The sequence below is a fragment of the Streptomyces mashuensis genome (assembly GCF_014654785.1).
GTDB lineage: Bacteria > Actinomycetota > Actinomycetes > Streptomycetales > Streptomycetaceae > Streptomyces > Streptomyces mashuensis.
The window spans coordinates 311,410-327,738 of record NZ_BNBD01000004.1 but is presented as its reverse complement, the minus strand read 5'-3'; the positions used below and the strand labels follow the sequence as shown (position 1 = coordinate 327,738).

The 16,329-nt window shown below is 72.4% G+C and carries 12 protein-coding genes and 2 pseudogenes; 9 read left to right on the top strand and 5 right to left on the bottom strand.

Translation table 11 applies throughout. The annotated features are described in order from the left end of the window. Nucleotides 1-53: 53 nt before the first annotated feature. On the bottom strand, nt 54-1,325 hold the full coding sequence (locus IE305_RS13250; protein ID WP_190129725.1) for a cytochrome P450 family protein: 1,272 nt from the start codon (nt 1,323-1,325) through the stop codon (nt 54-56). A gap of 56 nt (nt 1,326-1,381) precedes the next feature. On the opposite strand from IE305_RS13250, the pseudogene IE305_RS13245 reads away from it, so the two are divergent. Further along, nucleotides 1,382-2,419, top strand: a pseudogene (locus IE305_RS13245) (ScbA/BarX family gamma-butyrolactone biosynthesis protein); the annotation flags it as partial. Between the two features lie 46 nt (nt 2,420-2,465). Here the strand turns inward: IE305_RS13245 and IE305_RS13240 are convergent. Next, nucleotides 2,466-3,815 (bottom strand): alpha/beta hydrolase, encoded by a 1,350-nt coding sequence (locus IE305_RS13240; protein WP_190129724.1) that lies wholly within the window; start codon nt 3,813-3,815, stop codon nt 2,466-2,468. A 248-nt stretch (nt 3,816-4,063) separates the two neighbouring features. Between IE305_RS13240 and IE305_RS13235 the strand changes: the two genes are divergently transcribed. From IE305_RS13235 to IE305_RS13210, 6 genes are all read left to right on the top strand, one after another. Further along, nucleotides 4,064-5,479 carry a carotenoid oxygenase family protein gene (locus IE305_RS13235; protein WP_190129723.1) on the top strand — a complete coding sequence of 472 codons (1,416 nt, stop codon included), beginning with the start codon at nt 4,064-4,066 and terminating at the stop codon, nt 5,477-5,479. Nucleotides 5,480-5,632: 153 nt separating this feature from the next. Further along, the gene (locus IE305_RS13230; RefSeq protein ID WP_190129722.1) at nt 5,633-6,790 is read left to right on the top strand and encodes a VWA domain-containing protein; all 1,158 of its coding nucleotides are present in this window, start codon (nt 5,633-5,635) and stop codon (nt 6,788-6,790) included. A 107-nt stretch (nt 6,791-6,897) separates the two neighbouring features. Then, on the top strand, nt 6,898-7,113 hold the full coding sequence (locus IE305_RS13225) for a hypothetical protein (RefSeq protein ID WP_229890894.1): 216 nt from the start codon (nt 6,898-6,900) through the stop codon (nt 7,111-7,113). Beyond that, on the top strand, nt 7,110-7,346 hold the full coding sequence (locus IE305_RS13220) for a DUF7848 domain-containing protein (RefSeq protein WP_190129720.1): 237 nt from the start codon (nt 7,110-7,112) through the stop codon (nt 7,344-7,346). The genes IE305_RS13225 and IE305_RS13220 overlap by 4 nt, the downstream gene beginning before the upstream one ends. A 158-nt stretch (nt 7,347-7,504) precedes the next feature. Further along, entirely contained in the window at nt 7,505-9,232 is a 1,728-nt protein-coding gene (gene metG, locus IE305_RS13215) for a methionine--tRNA ligase (RefSeq protein WP_190129719.1), read from the top strand. Nucleotides 9,233-9,376: 144 nt separating this feature from the next. Then, entirely contained in the window at nt 9,377-9,754 is a 378-nt protein-coding gene (locus IE305_RS13210) for a DNA-binding response regulator (RefSeq protein WP_190129718.1), read from the top strand. A 71-nt stretch (nt 9,755-9,825) separates the two neighbouring features. Here the strand turns inward: IE305_RS13210 and aspS are convergent, their stop codons facing one another. Beyond that, nucleotides 9,826-11,613: an aspartate--tRNA ligase gene (gene aspS / locus IE305_RS13205; RefSeq protein WP_190129717.1), complete on the bottom strand. Its 1,788-nt coding sequence runs from the start codon at nt 11,611-11,613 to the stop codon at nt 9,826-9,828. 127 nt (nt 11,614-11,740) lie between these two features. Between aspS and IE305_RS13200 the strand changes: the two genes are divergently transcribed. Further along, the gene (locus tag IE305_RS13200) at nt 11,741-13,897 is read left to right on the top strand and encodes an ATP-binding SpoIIE family protein phosphatase (protein WP_190129716.1); all 2,157 of its coding nucleotides are present in this window, start codon (nt 11,741-11,743) and stop codon (nt 13,895-13,897) included. A 26-nt stretch (nt 13,898-13,923) separates the two neighbouring features. On the opposite strand, the pseudogene IE305_RS13195 reads toward IE305_RS13200, so the two are convergent. Beyond that, nucleotides 13,924-14,758: pseudogene (locus IE305_RS13195) on the bottom strand (pirin family protein). A gap of 121 nt (nt 14,759-14,879) precedes the next feature. On the opposite strand from IE305_RS13195, the gene IE305_RS13190 reads away from it, so the two are divergent. Beyond that, complete coding sequence (locus tag IE305_RS13190; RefSeq protein ID WP_190129715.1) at nt 14,880-15,791, top strand: trypsin-like serine peptidase; 912 nt, start codon at nt 14,880-14,882, stop codon at nt 15,789-15,791. On the opposite strand, the gene IE305_RS13185 is transcribed toward IE305_RS13190, so the two are convergent. After that, a complete protein-coding gene (locus tag IE305_RS13185; protein ID WP_190129714.1) occupies nt 15,788-16,240 on the bottom strand; it encodes an SseB family protein in 453 nt (150 codons plus the stop codon). The genes IE305_RS13190 and IE305_RS13185 overlap by 4 nt on opposite strands. Between the last annotated feature and the right edge of the window lie 89 nt (nt 16,241-16,329).

Genomic DNA, 16,329 nt, shown 5'->3' with positions numbered 1-16,329 from the left:
TTATGGAATTCGCCTTGGCGAAAAACCGTCAGGGAAGCGAAACGGACACCTCGCTAGGAATGCGGACCGAGCCGTACCGGAAGCCGTCGGTGGCCGTGCGAGATAAACGACTCGAGCGGCTCCGCCGCCGCCGGCGGAACCGCGAGCGCAAGGTGGGGGAATCGGCCGAAAAGGGCGGGCAGTGCCAGGGACGCCTCCATCCGCGCGAGCGGCGCGCCGAGGCAGCGGTGCACGCCGTGGCCGAACGCCAGGTGCGTACGGCGCGTGGGCCGGGTGACGTCGAACCGCGCCGCGTCGGCGCCGTGCCGCTCCGGGTCGAGACCCGCGGCGCAGACGGACACCACGATCGGGTCGCCGGCGCGGATCAGCACGTCACCGGCCTCGATGTCCTCCACCGCGAACCGCAGGGGGACGGTGGCGACGGGGCCGCGGGCCCGGAGCGTCTCCTCCACCACGTCGTCCCACCCGGCGGCGCCGGAGCGCACGACGGCCAGCTGCGCGGGGTCACCGAGCAGGGCGAAGACCGCCTGGTCGAGGAGGTTGACGGTGGTCTCGTGGCCGGCACCGATGAGCAGCAGGAGCGTGTCGGCGAGCTCCTTCTCCGACAGGCCGCCGCCGGCCCCGTCGTGCGCGGCGATCAGGTCGCTCGTCATGTCGGCGCCGGGCGCGGCCCGCCGCACGTTGATCAGCTCGGTCAACAGCCCGTACAGCTCGCGCTGGTTGGCCTGGGCCTCCTCGGCGGTGAGGGAGGTGCGGAAGGTCGTGTCGACGGCCTGCCGCAGCGGGGCCCGCAGGTCCGCGGGGATGCCGAGCGTCTCGCAGAGGACGCCCAGCGGCAGCGGGTGCGCGAAGTGGGCGCGCAGGTCGACCACCTCGTCGGCGCCGAACTCCGCGAGCCGGTCCACCGTTTCGGCCACGACCGCCTCGACGCGCGGCCGCAGGGCCTCCGTCCGGCGGGCGGTGAACGCGCCGGCCACCGGGCCGCGCAGCCGGCGGTGCTCGGCGCCGTAGGCGGTGAGCATGTTGCGCACCGACACCCACATGGCCAGCGGCCAGCTCTCGTCCACCTCACCGGTGGCCCACGCGGGCCAGTGGCGGTGGGCGTCCTTGGAGACGCGCGGGTCGAGCAGGAGCCGCTCGGCGAGGTCGTGCCGGGTGACGGCCCAGGCGGCCACGCCGCCCGGCAGCTCCACCCGGACCACCGGCCCGGCCCGGCGCAGCCGCTCGGCCTCGCCCAGCACGTCCCGGCCGGAGGGGTCGAGCACGAAGGGCCGGGACCGGGGCGGGGGCGGGGGCGCGACGGGGCAGGTCTGCTGGGGCGGCATCGGGGGATCTCCGGGGTGCATGCGGTGCTGAACACCGCATTCTGTGCCCTTCCGTCATGGCGACGGAGGAAATCCGGCCACCGGGTATTGCTGTTCCGGACAATGTGCGTGCTTTTCTTGACCCCTGCGCGGCCCCGATTTACGGAGAGGGCGTGCAGCAGCCGAACAGTGCGAAGAGTACGAACCCTGCGTTCATTGCGAACGGGAACGGGGCCGGGAACGGGGCCGGGAATCCTCCGGCCCGGCAGACCCGGCAAATGAGCGGAACAATCGACTCCGTTCCCAGGGAGCTGGTGCACCGCGCGGCGGCGGCCGAGGTGTTCCTGACCGGGGGCGCACCGGCCGGCGGGCGGCGCTTCCTGCTCACGGCGCAGTGGCCCCGCGCGCACGCCTTCTTCACGCGCCCCGCGCCCGGCGGCCCGCGCCACGACCTGCTGCTGGCCGCCGAGACCATCCGGCAGGCGGGCCTCTACGTCGCGCACACCGCCTGGGGCGTGCCGCTGGGCCACCACTTCCTGCTGCGCGACCTGTCGGTGGCCGCCGCCGGGGAGGCCGGGGAGGCCGGCGAGGACGCGCTCGCCATCGGCCCGGCACCCACCGGCCTCACGCTGGAGGCCCGCTGCACCACGGCGGACCGGCGCGGCCGGCACGTCGCCTTCCGCATGGATCTCACGGTGCGCCGCGAGGGCCGGCCGGTGGCCACGGGCGGCGGCGCCTTCCTCTGCGTACCGCCGGCGGTGTACGCGCGGATGCGCGGCGACCGGTGCAGCTCCGCCGACCGGGCCGCGCTGCCCCGCCCGGCCCCGGCCGCCCCGGCCGCGGTCGGCCGGGAGGCCGCCGCCGACGTCGTGCTCTCCCCCACCGCCCGGCCCGGCCGCTGGCTGCTCAACCCGGACCCGCGCCACCCGGTGCTCTTCGACCACCCCGCCGACCACGTGCCGGGCATGGTGCTGCTGGAGGCGGCGCGCCAGGCCGCGTACGGCACGCTCGGCCCGGGGTCCGGCGAGCCGGTGGCGGTGGCCGCGGTCTTCGACCGGTACGCGGAGCTGGACCGGCCCTGCTTCCTGGACGTCACGGGTGCGCCGGGGGGCGGCGGGCCCGCGGTGGAGGTGACGGGCACGCAGGACGGGCTGCGGGTCTTCAGCTGCCGGCTGGTTCCGCGGCTTCCTGCTCCGGCTTCTGCTCCTGCTGCTCGTCGTCGCTCTTCTTCTCTTCTTCCTGCTTCTTCTGCTCCTCGGCCTTCTTCTCTTCCTCGGCCTTCTTCTCCTCTTCCTGCTTCTTCTGCTCGTCCGGCTTCTGCGGCGGCTGCGGCTTGTCCGCCGTGTCCTGCGGGAACGTGAGCTGCTGGCTCATCCACTCCAGCACCGGGCCTATCTCCCGCCGCCAGGTCGTGAAGTGGTGGCTGCCCTCGGGCAGGACGATCGACGAGGCGCTCATCGGCGCCTTGACCGCCTTGAGGAAACGCTCCGTCTCGGCATAGTTCTTCTCGCCCTTCTTGCTGGTGGTCACGAGCACGGACACCCGCGGCACCGGCATGTTCCTCAGCCGCCAGACCAGGTCGTGCTCGTTCTGCTTCTGCCGGGCCTCCGGGCCCGTGCCGAAGAGGTTGCCCGTGGTGAGGTCGTTGCCGACCTTGTAGTCGCCGGAGAGGGCGGCCGCCGCGGGGTAGACGCCGGGCTGGCGCATGGCGAGCTGGAGGGCGCACGTCCCGCCGGAGGAGTAGCCGAGGACGCCCCAGGCGCTGGGGTCGTGGCCGACGCGGTAGGTGCTCTTCAGCGCGTCGGGCAGGTCCTTGGTGAAGAACGTCTCGGCCTGCGGGCCGTCGGGCACGTCCACGCACTCGGTGTCGCGGGGCGGCGCGATGGTCGGCCGGACCATCACGATGACGGTGGGCTGCATCCGGTTCTCGGCGAGCAGCCGGCCCGCGGTCTGCGGCACCTGGAGGTGCTGCGCGAGGTTCATGATCCCGCCGGGATAGCCGCTGATCACGACCATGACGGGGAAGCGGTGCCGCTCGTACTGCTTCTGGAAGTACTGCGGGGGGAGATAGACGAACGCGGGATTGACGGCGTGCGAGCGCTGGCCGACGATCCGCACCGACTGGACCTTGCCCTCCTTGTCGGCGGGGCCGCGCGGAATTCCGCCCACCTTGTCGAGGCCCTGCGGGCCGGCGGGCTGCACGAGTCCGTCCTTGGAGGCGCCGACGGTGGCGTAGGGGCCGCCCTTGCCCATCTCGTTCACATTGACCGGGGACTTGTCGACCCGGCCGAGGAGCTGATTCCAGGTGCCGTAGAACTCGCCCCAGGAATTCACGGCGAGAGCCAGTGCGGCCATGACGGCCAGCTGGGTCATGAGGATGGTGCCCAGCCGTCCCAGGACGGGCAGCACACCGCGCCCGGCCAGGCGGGGCCACAGCCACACGGTGAGTGCCACGCACAACACGGCGGCGAACGCCACCGTGTACAAGAGCGACCGGCTGGTCAGGCCCATGTGCCTCTCCACTCCCTGCCCCGGGACGGGTACTCGTGTTCGGTCCGGCGATGTCACCGGTAAAGAGGCGGGAACACACGGACAGGGTTGCCCTGACGTGGCCCTGAACCGCTTTACTGCCCTCTTCTTCCTACCCACGGCCGGTGACCGGAGCCCCAATCCCAGGTGGAGACTGGCCGAACCCTCGCTTCCGCTGGAAGGTGGAAATCGAGGGCCTCGCGGGGGCGGGCCCGTGGAGGTGTCAGGGCATGACCGGCACGAACCCGTACGGGCAGCCGTACGAAAACCCGTATCTCAGCGGCCTGTACGCGCCGGTGCACGACGAGACCACCGCGTACGACCTGCCGGTCACCGGGCGCCTCCCGGAATCCCTCGACGGCCGTTATCTGCGCAACGGGCCGAATCCGCTGCACGTACCGGACCCGGCCGGATACCACTGGTTCTCCGGCGACGGAATGATTCACGGGGTGCGGCTGCGCGACGGGCACGCCGAGTGGTACCGGAATCGCTGGATCCGTTCCGAGTCGGTGGCGCGCGGCCTCGGGGAGAAGGTGCTGTACGGGCCGCGCCACATGGGCATGGATTTCGCGCCGAACACGCATGTGACGCTGTTCGCCGGGCACTGCCTGGCGCTGGTCGAGGGCGGCGCGCTCCCCTACGAGATCGACCCCGAGCTGGAGACGGTCGGCCCGTTCGACTTCCACGGCACGCTGCCCGGCGGCTACGCCGCGCACACCCTGACCGACCCGGACCGCGGCGAGCTGCACGCGGTGGCCTACTGCCCGGCGCTGCCGTACGTGCAGTACCTGGTGGCCGGGGCGGACGGGCGGATCCGGCGGCGCGTGGACGTGCGCGTCGACGGGCACCCGGTGATGCACGACTTCTCCCTCACGAAGCGGTACGTGCTCCTCTACGACCTGCCGGTCGTCTTCGACTGGCGCGGGCACCGCGGCCGGCCCCGCCCCGTCTGGCGGCCGGGCCGGCCGGCGCGGCTCGGCGTGCTGCCCCGGGAGGGCGGCGCGGACGCGGTGCGCTGGCTGGAGGTCGAGCCGTGCTTCGTCCTCCACCCGATGAACGCGTACGAGCACGGCGGCGGCCGGTACGTCACGGTGCACGTGCTGCGGTACGACCGCTACTTCGTCACGCCCCGGCCGCAGCCCGGCGAGCACGTGGCGCACCTGGAGCGCTGGACGGCCGACCTGACGGCCGGCACGGTGCGCCGGGAGCAGCTGGACGACCGGCCCGTGGAGTACCCGCGCGTCGACCCGCGCCGCCTGACCCGCCGGCACCGCTTCGGCTACGCGGTGCGGGAGCGCGGGCGGGGGGCGGGCGGGGGCGCGGCGCTGGTCAAGTACGACCTGGAGCGCGGTACGGGCACGGAGTTCCGGGTGCCGGCGGGCGACGACGTGGGCGAGGGGGTGTTCGTGCCGGCCGGGCCGGGCGCGGCGGAGGACGACGGCTGGGTGCTGGCGTTCGCGTACGACGCCCGGCGCGGGGCCTCCGACCTGCTGGTGCTGGCGGCCGCGGACGTGGCGGCCGGGCCGGTGGCGCGGGTGCATCTGCCGGTGCGGGTACCGGCCGGATTTCACGGCAACTGGATTCCCGACGACGCTACGGGGGAGCCGGAGGAGTGGCCGTGCGGTGAGGGCCCGGTGCGGTGGTGAACCCACCGATCGGCGTGTCGGGGGTGAACGTACTGGACTGGGCTTGACGACTGCCCTTACGTAGTCGTCAGCCACAGGACGTTCGCGCTCCACCCCATACCGCGGGCATTTCATCACATCCGGGACACGAGACAGCTGAAGGAACGTATTCCCATGGGCATTCGGAGTCTGCTGCGGATCGCATTCGGCCGTTCCGCGACGGGTACATCCGCCGAACCCGACGAACCGAGCGTGCCCCAGCAGAACGCGGGGCCGGCGGGGCCGGCGAACACGGCACCCCCTCCGGAGCCGCCGGCCGCGGAGGGGGTGCCCGCCACCGTCTCCGTACCGGCGCAGCCGACCGCCGAGACCGCCGACCGGGCCGCCGACCCGGCCGTGGACCGGGCCGGTGACACCGTGCCCGACCCCGGGCCGCTCGGGCCCATCCCGGGGCCGCCCGTGCCGCCGCCCGAGCCGACGCCCGAACCGGAGCCGCAGCCGACGCCCATGCCGAAGCCGAAGCCGGTGCCGCAGCCCGAACCGTCCCCGGCGCCGGACCCGCAGCCGCTGCCCGAGCCCCCGCCCGGCCCCGAGCCCCGGCCGCGGCCGGCCGAGCCCCCGCCGGGCCCCGAGCCCGAGCCGTCCCCCGCCATGGACCCGGACCTGCTCACGACGGCCGGGGCCTGCGTGCGACAGCAGGGGCTGACCGGGCAGCGCGCCGCCGTGTACCTCGTGCTGGACCGTTCCGGCTCCATGCGGCCGTACTACAAGGACGGCAGCGTCCAGCACCTGGCCGACCAGGTGCTCGCGCTGACCGCCCACCTCGCCGACGGCGTGCTGCCCGTCGTCTTCTTCTCCACCGACGTCGACGGCACGGCCGCGCTGACCGCCGGCGACCACGAGGACCGCGTCCGCGAGCTCCACGAGTCGTACGGGCACATGGGCCGCACCCACTACCACCGGGCGATCGACGCGGTCGTCGGCCACTACAAGGAGTCCGGCACGACCGACCCGGCGCTCGTCGTCTTCCAGACCGACGGCGCGCCCTCCGACCGGGCCGCGGCGGAGGAGGCGCTGTGCGCGGCGGCCGAGTTCCCCCTCTACTGGCAGTTCGTCGGCTTCGGCGACCCGGTGAGCAAGACCTTCGGCTTCCTGCGCCGGCTCTCCGAGCAGCTGCCGGTGCCGGAGCGGCGGGTGGTGGACAACGCCGGCTTCTTCCACGCCGGCAGCGAGCCGCGGCTGCTGCCGGACGGGGACCTCTACCGGGAACTGCTGGCCGGGTTCCCCGCATGGCTGGACCGGGCCCGCGCCGCGGGGATCGCCCGCCCGTAGCGCCGTCCGCGGATCCACTCGTACGGCCGCCCTGTACCGTCCCTGTGCGCGCTTAAACCACTCTCCGTAGTCGATCAGCGCGCGCAGGGCTGGGCATGGATAGGGCCGTGAACAACGAAATTCCCCCCGGTACCCTTGCCATCGACACCCGCACCGGCCGGCTCGGCCAGGTCATGGACCACCACGCCGGTTACGTACAGCTACGGCCGCCGCGCGGCGGGATCGAGTGGAACTGTCCTCCCGACAAGGCCCGGCCGGTCCGCCCGGGCCCCGAGCGCGGGGAGCACCGGGAGCAGCGCGAGCACCGGGAGCGCCCGGCGTGAGCATCAGGACCGTCTTCCGCTACGGGACGTGGACCCTCCAGCCGGACCGGGAGCCGGACGCCGAGCCGGTCACGTACGCGATGCAGTGCGCCGTGTGCGGGGCCGGCTCCGCGCCGCAGGAGGACGCGGCGGGGGCCCAGGACTGGGCGTTCCGGCACGCGGGGCGCAACCCCTCCCACCACACCTACCGGGAGGTGATCACCAGGCCGTGGCGGGCCTGGATGCGGCCCTGACCACCGGCCCCGGCCACCGCCCCTGACCGGCGGAGACGGCGTTGACGCAGCCGTCACAAAACGTCGCGATCGGCCCCTTGGCGCTCGGATACGCTAAAGGTGCGCCTCCACTTCCGAGGCGGGGACATCTCCACACCACCGACCAGGGAGCAGCCGCAATGGCTCGACACCTCATCACCAGCGCCCTTCCGTACATCAACGGGATCAAGCACCTGGGCAACATGGTGGGGTCCATGCTCCCGGCGGACGTCTACACGCGCTTCCTGCGCCAGACCGGGCGCGAGGCGCTGTACATCTGCGCCACCGACGAGCACGGCACCCCCGCCGAACTGGCCGCCAAGGAGGCGGGGCTGCCCGTCGCCGAGTTCTGCGCCCAGCAGCACGAGGCGCAGAAGGCGGTCTACGACGGCTTCCGGATCTCCTTCGACTACTTCGGCCGCAGCTCGTCCGCGGAGAACCGGGAGATCACCCAGCACTTCGCGCGGCAGCTGCAGAAGAACGGCTTCATCGAGGAGCGGGCCATCCGCCAGGTCTACTCGCTGACCGACGGCCGCTTCCTGCCCGACCGCTACATCGTCGGCACCTGCCCGCACTGCGGCTACGACAAGGCGCGCGGCGACCAGTGCGAGAACTGCACCCGTGTGCTGGACCCGACCGACCTGATCGACGCCCGCTCGGCGATCAGCGGCAGCAGCGACCTGGAGGTGCGCGAGACCAAGCACCTGTTCCTGCTCCAGTCGAAGCTCCAGGGCGAGGTCGAGGCGTGGATCGACGAGCACGGCAAGGACTGGCCGGTGCTGGCCTCCTCCATCGCCCGCAAGTGGCTGACCGAGGGCCTCAACGACCGTGCCATCACCCGTGACCTGGACTGGGGCGTGCCGGTCCCGGCCGACACGTGGCCGGAGCTGGCCGCCGAGGGCAAGGTCTTCTACGTCTGGTTCGACGCGCCGATCGAGTACATCGGCGCGACGAAGGAGTGGGCGGGCCAGGACCCGGAGAACCGCGACTGGAAGTCGTGGTGGTACGAGGCCGAGGACGTGCGCTACACGCAGTTCATGGCCAAGGACAACGTCCCCTTCCACACGGTGATGTTCCCCGCCACCGAGCTGGGCACCCGTGAGCCCTGGAAGAAGGTCGACTACGTCAAGGCCTTCAACTGGCTGACGTACTACGGCGGCAAGTTCTCCACCTCGCAGAAGCGCGGCGTCTTCACCGACACCGCCCTGGAGCTGCTGCCGGCCGACTACTGGCGCTACTTCCTGATGGCCGCCGCCCCCGAGTCCGACGACTCGTCGTTCACCTGGGAGCACTTCGCGGCCACGGTCAACAAGGACCTGGCCGACACCCTGGGCAACTTCGTCAACCGCGTCCTGTCGTTCTCCCGCAAGCGGTTCGGCGACGCGGTCCCGGTCGGCCTGGAGGAGGGCGAGGCCGAGGCGCAGCTGGGCCAGCAGATCGCCGAGCTGCTGCTGGAGTACGAGCGCCACCTGGAGGACCTCCAGTTCCGCAAGGCGGCGCAGGCGCTGCGCGCCCTGTGGAGCGCGGGCAACTCCTACCTGGAGACGAAGGCGCCCTGGCTGGAGATCAAGACCGACCCCGAGGGCGCGGCCCTGACGCTGCGCACGGCGATGAACCTCATCCACCTCTACGCGGTCGTCTCCGAGCCGTTCATCCCGGCCACGGCGGCGGCCATGCGGTCGGCGTTCGCCCTGGAGGACGGCACGGCGCAGAAGCGCGCCACGTGGGTGACGCAGGACGAGGCCAAGTCGCTGACCTTCGTCCCGGCGGGCACGCCGTTCACGGTCCCGCCGGTGCTCTTCGCCAAGATCACGGACGAGGACCTGGAGACGTACCGCGAGCGCTTCGGCGGCAGCGAAGAGGCGTAAGGACCATTGCCGCGCGAGGGCCCCGGAACCATGCGGTTCCGGGGCCCTCGCGCATGCGTTGATCCATCGGCAATCGTTCGTTGACCGCCGCCCCGCACGCTGGAGGGGTCCTTTCGGCGTGATCGAGGAAGAGCTGGGTTCGCAGTGTTCGACGAAGGCATCACCGTAAGCGTCCACGGCGGCGACGAGCTGGGCCGGTACCGGGTCGTCCGGCAGCTGCGCGCCCTTGCGGGCATCGGCGTCGTCGCGGCGGACGAGGGCCCCGCGGCCGTGGACGTCCTCCTGCTGTCGCGGCACGACCCCGAGGCCGCGGACCGGCTGCGGGCGATGGCCCGCGCGAACCGCGCCCCGCTGCTCGTGGTGGCCGACGACCTGGGCCCGGCGGAGCTGATGGCGGTCGGGGAGTACGGCGTGCGGTCCGTGCTGTGGGGCGAACGGCTGACCCCGGGCCGGCTGTCGCGCGCCGTGCACACCGCGGCCGGCTGCTGCCCGGGAGCCCCGCTGCCCCTGGCCCTGGTGTGACGCCGGTATGCCGAAGGCCGGCCGGGCTGCTGCCCGGCCGGCCTTCGGTACGCCGGTGATGCGGTGACGACCTACTTCGTCGGCTTGTACGGGGTCGGCTTCGCCGCGCCCGTACGGATGCTGAGGTGGAGCTCCTTCAGCCGCGCCTCGTCGACCTCGCTCGGGGCGCCCATGAGCAGGTCCTGGGCGTTGCCGTTGAGCGGGAAGGCGATGGTCTCGCGGATGTTGGGCTCGTCGGCGAGCAGCATCACGATGCGGTCGACGCCCGGGGCGATGCCGCCGTGCGGCGGGGCGCCGAACTTGAAGGCGCGCAGCATGCCGCCGAACTCGCGCTCGACGTCCTCGTTGCTGTAGCCGGCGATCTCGAACGCCTTGTACATGACGTCCGGCTCGTGGTTACGGATGGCGCCGGAGGACAGCTCGACACCGTTGCAGACGATGTCGTACTGCCAGGCGAGGATGTCCAGCGGGTCCTTGGTCTCCAGGGCCTCCAGGCCGCCCTGCGGCATGGAGAAGGGGTTGTGGGAGAACTCGATCCGGCCGGTGTCCTCGTTCTTCTCGAACATCGGGAAGTCGACGATCCAGCAGAACCGGAAGACGTTCTCCTCGAACTGGCCGGCGCGCTTGGCGGCCTCGACGCGGACCGCGCCCATGATCTTGGAGACCTCGTCGAACGCGCCGGCGCCGAAGAAGACGGCGTGGCCGGGCTCGAGGCCGAGGCGCTCGGTGAGGGCCTTGACGTCGTCCTCGGTGAGGAACTTGGCGATCGGGCCGGACAGCTGGCCGCCCTCGCCCACGCGGATCCAGGCGAGACCCTGGGCGCCCTGCTCGACGGCGAACTGGCCGAGGCCGTCGAAGAACTTGCGCGGCTGGTCCTGGACGGACGGCACGGCCAGCGCCCGGACGTGCTTGCCGGCGAACGCCTTGAACTCCGAGCCGGCGAAGACGTCGCTGACGTCGACGAGCTCCAGCTTGGCGCGCAGGTCGGGCTTGTCCGAGCCGTACTTGACCATCGCCTCGCGGAACGGGATGCGCGGGAACGGCGAGGTGACGTGACGGCCCTGGCCGAACTCCTCGAAGAGCTCGGTCATGACCTTCTCGATGACCTGGAAGACGTCCTCCTGCTCGACGAAGGACATCTCGACGTCGAGCTGGTAGAACTCGCCCGGCGAGCGGTCGGCGCGGGCGTCCTCGTCGCGGAAGCAGGGCGCGATCTGGAAGTAGCGGTCGAAGCCGGCGATCATCAGCAGCTGCTTGAACTGCTGCGGGGCCTGCGGCAGCGCGTAGAACTTGCCGGCGTGCAGGCGGGACGGCACGAGGAAGTCGCGGGCGCCCTCGGGCGAGGTGGCCGACAGGATCGGGGTGGCCAGCTCGTTGAAGCCGAGCGCGGTCATCTTCTCGCGCATGGCGCGGATGACCTGGGTGCGCAGCAGGATGTTGCGGTGCATGCGCTCACGGCGCAGGTCGAGGAAGCGGTACTCCAGGCGGCGCTCCTCGTTGACACCGTCCTCGGTGTTGATGGTGAAGGGGATCTGCTCGGCGGCGCCGAGCACCTCCACGTCGGTGACCTCGACCTCGATCTCGCCGGTGGGCAGCTCGGGGTTGACGTTGTCGGCGCCGCGGCTGACGACCTTGCCGTCCACGCGGACGACGGTCTCCTTGGTCAGGTGGCTCAGGGCCTCGTTGGCGGCGGTGCCGGGGCGGGCCACGAGCTGGACCAGGCCGTAGTGGTCGCGCAGGTCGATGAAGAGGATGCCGCCCAGGTCGCGCCGATTGTGCAGCCAGCCACTGAGCCGGACGTCGGTGCCGACGTCAGCCGCACGGAGCTCGCCGCAGGTGTGGGACCGGTAACGATGCATCGTTCATCCAAGTCGTGGTCGGAGGCGTGGGTCGTGCGCGGGCCGTGTGCGCACAGCACAGGCAAGGGTACTGCCCCCCGCATACCATCAGTGGTCCTGAGCGGCCATAACCACATAAAGTGGGGCAATGCGCACCGAGGACGTACTCACGGCCACCGCGACCGGTGTCTGGTACTGGGACAGGGCCTCGGACGTCGTCACCGTCGACGCGGAGGCCGCGCGGCTGCTCGGCCTGCCCGCCGCGCCGGCCCGGCTGACGGAGAGCGCCCTGCGCGCCCGCTTCTACCCGGCGGACTACATCGAGATGTCCGGCGTGATCACGCTGGCCCTGGCCGAGGACACCCTCGCCGAGTCCCGGATGCGGGTGGTGGACGAGGAGGGCCGGGTGCTGCGGACGGTGCGCAGCCGCACCCGGCAGGTGAACGACGGCGGTGACGTGACGAACGACGTGCGGCTGGTCGGCACCCTCCAGGAGGTGCCCGAGTCGCACCCCGCGGGCACGTACCCGGAGGCCCCGGCCGTGACGGGCGAGTGGCGCCGGCACCGCGAGGCGTTCCTGCTGGACGCCGGCCGGGCGCTGGCCGAGGCGCGGTCCACGTCCGAGGTGCTGCGGGTGGCCGCCACGCTGTCCATGCCGGGCTTCGAGCCTTCCGGCCTCGCGGTCTTCCTCGGCGAGGCGGGCCGGGTGCGGCTGATCGGCCTGCACGGCTACGGGCCCGGCGACATGGACGCGTTCCTCGACGTCCCCATGGACCGGCCCTACCCCGCCAACGAGGTGATCCGCACCGGCCGCGCCCTCTACCTCTCCGCACCCGAGGACTACCAGCGGCGCTTCCCCGAGGTCTACCCGCTGATCCGCCGGTTCAGCCGGCGGTCCTGGGCCTTCCTGCCGCTGATCAACGCGGGGCGCACCATCGGCGCCTGGATGGCGGGGTTCAGCGTGCCGGTGGCGTTCACGCCCGACGAGCGCTCGGTGCTCACCACGGTGGCGCGCATGCTCGCCCAGGCGCTGAGCCGGGCCAGCGCGCACGACTCGGAACGTGAGCTGGTCGGCGGCATCCAGCGCTCGATGATGCCCACGGTCCGGCCGGACATCCCCGGCATGAGCGTGGCGGCGCGCTACGTGCCCACGGGCGGCGGGCTGGAGGTGGGCGGCGACTGGTACGACATGATCCCGCTGCCCAACGAGAAATTGGCACTGGTCATCGGGGACGTGCAGGGGCACGACGTCCGCGCCGCGGGGCTCATGGGGCAGCTGCGGATCGCCCTGCGCGCGTACGCCTCCGAGGGCCACCACCCCGACGCCGTACTGTCGCGCGCCTCCCGCTTCCTGGCGGGCATCAACGGGGACGGCGGGGAAGGCGGGGACGCGGCGGGCGACCCCCGTTTCGCGACGTGCCTCTACATCGAGGTGTGCCCCAGCAGCGGGTCGCTGGTCATCGCCCGTGCGGGCCACCCCGACCCGGCCATCCGGCTCAGCGACGGCACCATGCTGGTGCGGCCCACGGCGGGCGGGCTGCCGCTGGGCATCGTGCCCGACACCGACTACCCCACCACGCGCATCGTCCTGGAGCCCGGCGAGACGATGATGGTCTGCACCGACGGCCTCATCGAGACGGGCGGCCACGACCTGGAGACGGGCTGGAGCCGGCTGCGGTCGGTCGTCGAGGAGCAGGAGCTCGACCACGAGGCCGAGGACGGCCTGGAGAAGCTCGCCGACGCGCTGGTGCAGGCCGTCCACGGCCCGCCGTCGCACCATATGACCGGCCCGCTCATCGACCGCCGCGAGGACGACATCGCGCTGCTGCTGCTCCGCCGCGACCCGCTGCCCCCGTACCCCGGCGCGCCCCCGGCCGCCCACCCGCGGCGCACCGTGCTGACCATCGCGCAGGCGGAGCCGGAACGGATCGCGGAGGCCCGGCAGCACGTGCGCGACCTGATGCACGACTGGCCGGACGAGGACCAGCGGGACTCGGCGGTGCTGATGGTCTCCGAGATGATCACCAATGTGCTGGTGCACACGGACGGGGACGCGGTGCTGGTGGCGGAGATATCCGGGCCGCCGGGGCGGCGCTGCGTCCGGGTGGACGTCGCCGACAGCAGCGACGAGCTGCCGCACCCCCGGCACCCGGGGGAGCTGGCCTCCTCCGGGCGCGGGCTGGTGCTGATGGAACTGCTGGCCGGGGCGTGGGGGGTGGACCCCCGCGGCGAGGGCAAGAACATCTGGTTCGAGCTCTACGAGGGCGCGCCGCGGCCGGCGGCGGGGTTCGAGGGCGTGACCTGAAGGGCGTGACCTGAGCGGCCGGGGGCTCAGCGGGCGTGGAGCTCCGGGGCCTCGGCGGGGATGACGCCCAGCCGGCCGGCCTGGAAGTCCTCGAACGCCTGGACCAGCTCGGCCTCGGTGTTCATCACGAACGGGCCGTAGTGCCGCATGGGCTCGCGGATCGGCTGCCCGCCCAGCAGGACGACCTCGAAGTTCTCCGTCCGCGAGTCCTGCCGCTCGTCGGCGCGGATCGTCAGGGAGCCGCCCTCGCCGAAGACGACGGTCCGGCCCTCGCCGAACGGCCGGCCCTCGGCGCCCGCCGAGCCCTGGCCGGCGAGCCCGTACGCCAGGGCGTTGAAGTCGGGTCGCCAGGGCAGCGTCACGGCCGCACCCGGGCTGAGGGACAGGTGGATCATCGTGATCGGGGTGTGCGTGGCGCCGGGCCCGGCGTGGCCCGCGACCTCGCCCGCGATCAGCCGGATCAGCGCCCCGCCGTCCGGGGAGGTGAGCAGGGTGACGGCGCCCGCCCGGATGTCCTGGTACTTCGGGGCGATCATCTTGTCCTTGGCGGGCAGGTTGACCCACAGCTGGAGGCCGTGGAACAGCCCACCGCTGAGGACGAGCTCCTCCGGCGGCGTCTCGATGTGCAGCAGGCCGGAGCCGGCCGTCATCCACTGCGTGTCGCCGTCGGTGATCACTCCGCCGCCGCCGTGCGAGTCGCGGTGCACGAAGGTGCCGTCGATCACGAAGGGGTCCAGGTACTGGTGGCGGATGCAGACCGCTCGGAGCGGTGGAGACGGCCAGCACGGGCCGGTCGGTGGCCCCGGCGGGTGCGGTGACGCGCGGCAGGACGAGCGGGTTTTCAACGGACACAGCGGGCATCCCGGCCTCCTCGGTCGATACGTCCAAGTTAGTTGAATCCTTAACCAACTGCAAGGGCGGAGCATTCCCGCTGCTCTGCGCGGAGGAGGTGGCCCGGCGGAGAAGGGTGGACACTTGATCAATGCGCATGAACGTCCGCCGCCCCCTGGCCCCCGCCGGTTACGCCGCCGTGCTGGGCCTCGTCGCCGTCCTGGTCGCCGTCGGGCTGCTGGTGGCACGCAAGGGGCTGGCCTTCGACGCCCCGGTGGCGGACGGCGACGGCAACGGGCACTTCGCCCAGCCCTCGGCGGCCGCCGAGGAGACGGCCCAGGCCATGCGCACCGCCGTACGCGCCGGAACCCCGGCCGCCGCCTCGCCCGCCCCCGCGTCGGCCGGCGGGCAGGGCACAGCCGCGGAGGCGGCGCCCCTGCCGTACGTGGGCACGTTCTTCTACACGGGGCAGGGCGCGCCGGACCACGGCTGCACGGGCACGGTGGTGCACAGCCCGCGCGGCGACGTGGTGGTCACCGCGGCCCACTGCGTGCACCAGGGCGGCTTCCGCACGGATCTCGCCTTCGTGCCCGGCTACCACGACGGCACGGCCCCCTACGGCGTGTGGCTGCCGGTCTCGGTCGACGTCGACCCGGCCTGGGCGGACAGCCAGGACCCCGACCACGACGTGGCGTACCTACGGGTCCGCGCCGCCGGCCCCGAGGCCGTACGGCGGCCCGTCGAACGGCTCACCGGCGCGGCGACCCCGGTCTTCGGGGCATCGCGCGAGGGGGCCGTACGCGTCCTGGGCTACCCGAACGGCGAGGACGCGCCGGTGGCCTGCGCCGGCCGCGTCGAGCCCGAGGGCGACACCCAGCTGCGCTTCCCCTGCCCCGGGCTGCCCAACGGCACCAGCGGCAGCCCGTTCCTCACGGGCGACGGCCGGCTGGTGGGCGTGCTGGGCGGCAAGGACACGGGCGGCGACGACGAGGTGTCATACAGCCCGTACCTGGGGGGCGCGGCGGAACGCCTGTACCGCCGCGCCACAGGTCTCAATGACTAGCCGTACATCCGTCGCATCATGAACTCCACCATCTGCTCGACGGCCTTGGCGTCGAAGACCATGCGGTGGTCGCCCTCCATGTCCAGCACGAAGCCGTAGCCCGTCGGGAGCAGGTCGATCACCTCGGCGCCGGTGAGCACGAAGTACTTCGACTCCTTGCCGGCGTACCGGCGCAGCTCCTTCAGCGAGGTGAACATGGGGATCACCGGCTGCTGGGTGTTGTGCAGGGCGAGGAAGCCGGGGTTGTCGCCGCGCGGGCAGTAGACCTTGGAGCTGCAGAAGACGGCCTGGAAGTCCTCGGCGGACATCTGGCCGGTGGTGAAGGCACGGACGGCGTCGGCGAGCGACGGGGGTGACGGCTCGGGGTAGAGCGGCTGTTCGCCGTAGCCGCCGGGCTGCTGCGGGGGTGCGTAGCCCTGCTGTGCCGCGTTCTGGTCGTAGCCGTACATGGCCCAAAGCGTAAAGGGTCACAGTTGGGCGATCAGGTCTTGCGCCTTATTACCGACGGGTAGCATCATGCTGCTACTGACCGGTACGC